Source organism: Lentiprolixibacter sp., assembly GCF_982873095.1.
Window position 1 is genome coordinate 1 of record NZ_CEYNTP010000030.1, and the last position, 4453, is coordinate 4453.

The following is a 4453-nucleotide window of genomic DNA, read 5'->3' on the forward strand; positions in this document are numbered from 1 at the left end:
AGGCTTTTCAGATTGCCCAGATCCGCTTCGCTAAAATGCAGCAGCAGGGGCATCAGATAGCTCCCCTGGTGGGCCAGGCTTTCCCGGTCCAGTCGTTCAAAATTGTCTTTTACGGTATGGTAATCGAAATGGTCATCTATAAAGGCAAAATTAAACCCCTCGATATCCTGGTCTTCCCGGAAGACGGTAAGATCGGTGTCATTGGGCAGCATCTTATAAATACTATATGCCAGGGAATTGGCAACAGGATGTCGGGGTGCTGCTTTAGTAAATTCTTCAATGAGCCGGGCATTTCCCCTGTTGGTTTCGATAAGCATATAACTGGCCCCGCCGCTACCGCGGGCTTCAAAATTCAGAACAAGGCCAACATCCTTTATCCAGGGATGGTTATTGGCAAACAGGTCCGCCCCGTTGAGCCCCAGTTCCTCGGCATCGCTTATCAGGATAATAATATCATTCCGCGGCTGTATCCCAAGTGCCAGGAACGCCCGGACACCCTCCAGGATGGTCGCCACCCCGCTCGCCGCATCGCTCGCCCCAAGGGCAGAGTGCGGATTACTATCGTAGTGGGAAAGTAACAACAAGGCCTTTCCGCCTTCCTTGCCTTCAATACGGGTAAGGATATTTTCGGCCCGACTCAGGTTGCCCCAGTCCCCTGCTGTATAGCCTTTCTGAATTTGGGTTTCGAGCCCCATTTTTTCCAGTTCCCGGACTACGTATTGCTGTACTTCTTTATGAGCTGGAAAACCAACTGCGTGGGGTTCCATAGCCATTTTTTCCACATGCGCCAGGGCACGCTCTGTGGAAAAACTAGTTTCTTCAAGATTGGCATCAGGGGAATAAGCTGGCGAGGCTGACCTGAAAGTGAAGGTAATGGCAGCAATAATAAGGAGCAGGGTAATAAGTGCCGTACTGTTCTTCATACTGTAAAATTGGCAGCTAAAAGTATAAAATTCTGATTTTTATTTACTGATTATCGATGAAATTTAAAATATATTCAGAAAAACTCTATATTTAATATTCACCTAATCAAAACAAATACATCATGGCAATTAAGAGTTTTCAAGGAAAAAGGGCCAAACCCTCAGCTCGTAAGGAATACGAGGCACCTATTTTGGTGGAAGACTACATGAGCAAGAAACTGGTTACTTTTCGGCCAGACCAATCCATCCTTGAGGTGATGGAAGCTTTTGCCAAACATCATATTTCTGGAGGTCCGGTGCTGGATGACAATGGTTTCCTGGTGGGGATCGTTTCAGAAGCGGATTGCATGAAACAAATATCAGAAAGCAGGTATTTCAACCAGCCTATACTTGACAAAAGCGTTGAACGCTTTATGACCAAGGAAGTAGAGACTATAGATCACGATATGAGTATTTTTGATGCGGCCGGGATATTCGACAAACATAACCGCCGCAGGCTTCCTGTAATGAAAGATGGGCTTCTTGTAGGGCAGATCAGCAGAAAAGATGTGGTTGTTGCTGCTTTAAAGCTCAGCGGACAGAACTGGAAATAACCTAATCCCGCTTTACAATCATATAGTAATCATTTTCAAGAGGGAGGTACCCTAAGTCATAGACGAAATAGTAGGTACTTCCTTTTTTAGTGGTATACAGGTTGGTAAAGTAGTCAAAATCAAAACCCTTATCCAATAACTTGTTTTTTGTAGTGCGGGTTTTACCTTCCCTTAATGGAAAACTGTCGAGGATGCGATAATTCTTCCTGAGGCGGTTGTTGATGTTCCGTATCAGGTTTTTACTGTCTCGGTTCTGCTGATTGTGATAGGCATTTCGGCAGTAATCTGAACAGAATTTCTTATCTGCCCTCCCCCGAAGGACAGCTCCGCATTCCAAACATTTCGTTTCCTCGCTCATTGTATTTTTAAAGATGGGAACATCACTGGTTGTATATCCCCAAAGGGAAAAGGCCTCCCGTTAAGAATGCGGGAAGCCTGAATGTTCTTATTCTTCCATGATAATAGCCGGTAATCCCAATGAAGAATACATCTGATTGTATGCAGCCATTTCCTCGACTATAATTTTATCCCGATCCTTTTGGAAACCGGCCCACTCGCTTAGGAGGTCCTTTAGTCGCTCCCGGGCGCCTTCGGTAACCTTCGGTTCAGCGGCATCTACAAACCCTTTGAGGTGCATGAGCTGTGCATTCAGCTGGTTGTTGAAGTTAATCACATCCTGAAAGGTTTTTTGTTTGGGCTGGATGAGGTTTTCTTCCCAGGTCTTGATTTGTTCCGCTATGGATGTTCCCTTTTCCAGCAGTCCTTTAGCCTTTTCGTTGTCTTTCAACAGGGCGGCATAATGCTCAACCTGGTTTTTGGCGGAACGCATTTGGTTAACAGATTCGTGAATGTCCCGAATGGTGGTTTCTATTTGCTCAAGGACCTCCTGTTGTACCTGAAAATCGGCCGCAGTAGCCCTAACTTTTGGGTTGGGTAAAATACGGACAGCCGTTTCTGATTCTTCCCCATCCAGGGACAACCTGAGCGTGTATTCGCCGGGACCTACACGGGCACCTCCATAATCCCCGTACACGAATACCTTATCCACAGCAGGTAGGGTTTCCCGCTTGAAATCCCAGGTAAAGCGGTTGTATCCCTGCCTGGCAGGTAATACCTGGGGTTTGGGTGGCCCTCCTGGCCAAGATTTAAAATCTTTTGGTTTTTGATTGCTGAAGGTTCTCAAGAGTTTTTCCCCCTGGTAAACCTGCAGGGTAAGTTCCAGGGTGTCCGCCTCCCTGGGAAGATAGTAATCTATAGTAACCCCGGATTTGGGATTCTTGCCAAGGCCCGGTACAGGCCGGTCCACACTGCCACCAATGATACGATATGTGTCTTTGGGAGTAAAGAGCTTGATTCCCACTGGCTGTGCAGGGTAATTCTGGAGTGCAGAAAGATCGTCTAAGATCCAGAAGGAACGTCCTGCAGTAGCCGCCACCAGATCATTTTGCCTGATCGTCAGATCGTTAATTGGCACAACGGGCAGGTTCAGCTGGAAAGGCTGCCAATGCTGGCCGTCGTCAAAGGAAATGTACAATCCGTTCTCCGTTCCGGCATAAAGTAATCCCCTGCGAACCGGATCTTCCCTCACTACCCTTACAAAGGTGTGTTCCCCTGTAATACCATTGGTGATCTGCGTCCAGCTTTGTCCGTAATCCGATGTTTTAAAAATATAGGGTTTAAGGTCCATGAACTTATAGCGCATGACCACTACATAAGCGGTAGCCGGATCATGGGGAGACACTTCAATGCTATTGATGATACTTTCGGGTAGGTCAGGCGGGGTTACATTTGCCCAGTTTTGTCCGCCATCCCGGGTTAGGTGGATGAGGCCGTCATCGCTTCCTGCCCAGAGCACTCCCTTTTCGTGCGGCGATTCTACCAGGGCCATCAGGGTGTTATAGTTTTCCCCTCCCGCCGCTTCGTTGGTATACGGGCCGCCGCCTGGCCCCTGTTTGCTTTTATCATTTCGGGTGAGGTCGGGGCTGACCACCTCCCAGCTGTGTCCGCCGTCCCGGGTCCTGAAAACCACATTCCCGGCATGATAGATGGTATTCCGGTCATGGGGAGAGCTGATAATCGGGGCATTCCAGTTGTAGCGATATTTGAAATCTTCAGGGGCAATACTAAGCCCGAGTTCCGGGTATTCCTTTATGCTTTTGCCTTCCCGGGAAGCCTTGACCCATTTTTCAATGATCCCCTGGTAGCATCCTCCGAATACGACTTCGGGATTGTCCGGGTCAAATGCGAGGAAAGCACTTTCGCATCCGGCAACAGAATACCAGTCTTTCCAGTCAATACCAGCATCGTTAGTCCTACTAGCGATGGCAATCGCAGAATTGTCTTGTTGGCCTCCGTAAACGCTGTAGGGCACCAGGTTGTCTGTGATCACACGGTAAAACTGGGCAGTGGGCTGGTTTTGCTGGGAGCTCCAGCTTTTGCCCCCGTTATTGGAAATGTTCGCTCCCCCGTCATTGGAATTGATCATTTTTGAGTTGTCATAGGGATGGATCCATAGGTGGTGGTTGTCCCCATGAGGGGTGGACAGGGGTGTAAATGTCTTCCCGCCATCAATCGATTTGGTCACCGGGGCATTGAGTACATACACCACATTTTCGTTCTGCGGATCGGCAAAGATTTCCATATAGTACCAGGATCGGGCGATATTGATCCTGTCTTTATTCACCTGCGTCCATTTCTTGCCTGCATCATCTGAGCGGTATACGCCGCCTTTGGTCCCTTCGGCTTCAATCACGGCGAATACCCGTTCCGGGTTGGCCCGGGAAACCGAAATTCCGGCCTTACCGAACTCTTCCGGAAGGCCTTCGGTCATTTGCTCCCAGGTATCCCCACCATCTGTGGATTTGTATAATCCGGAAGATGCCCCGCCGGATTCCATGGTCCAGGGGTAACGTCTGTGCTGCCACATAGCAGCGTAGA

At 48.5% G+C, this 4453-nt stretch carries 4 protein-coding genes; 1 reads left to right on the top strand and 3 read right to left on the bottom strand.

Annotated elements, in window-relative coordinates; all coding sequences use genetic code 11:
• On the bottom strand, positions 1 to 923 hold a 923-nt coding region (locus tag AC4E7D_RS03505; RefSeq protein ID WP_490172423.1), incomplete at its 3' end, for a M28 family peptidase.
• 122 nt (positions 924 to 1045) lie between these two features.
• Between AC4E7D_RS03505 and AC4E7D_RS03510 the strand changes: the two genes are divergently transcribed.
• Positions 1046 to 1516, top strand: a complete 471-nt coding sequence (locus AC4E7D_RS03510) for a CBS domain-containing protein (protein ID WP_490172424.1) — start codon at positions 1046 to 1048, stop codon at positions 1514 to 1516.
• A 1-nt stretch (position 1517) separates the two neighbouring features.
• Here AC4E7D_RS03510 and AC4E7D_RS03515 read toward each other — a convergent pair whose 3' ends face one another.
• Positions 1518 to 1874, bottom strand: coding sequence for a hypothetical protein (locus AC4E7D_RS03515; RefSeq protein WP_490172425.1), 357 nt, complete (start codon positions 1872 to 1874; stop codon positions 1518 to 1520).
• An 87-nt stretch (positions 1875 to 1961) separates the two neighbouring features.
• On the bottom strand, positions 1962 to 4453 hold a 2492-nt coding region (locus AC4E7D_RS03520), incomplete at its 5' end, for a VPS10 domain-containing protein (protein WP_490172426.1).

Excerpts from the sequence above, each read along its gene's own strand:
- AC4E7D_RS03510 (WP_490172424.1), top strand. The coding sequence starts at position 1,046 with ATGGCAATTAAGAGTTTTCAAGGAAAAAGGGCCAAACCCTCAGCTCGT.
- AC4E7D_RS03515 (WP_490172425.1), bottom strand. The coding sequence starts at position 1,874 with ATGAGCGAGGAAACGAAATGTTTGGAATGCGGAGCTGTCCTTCGGGGG.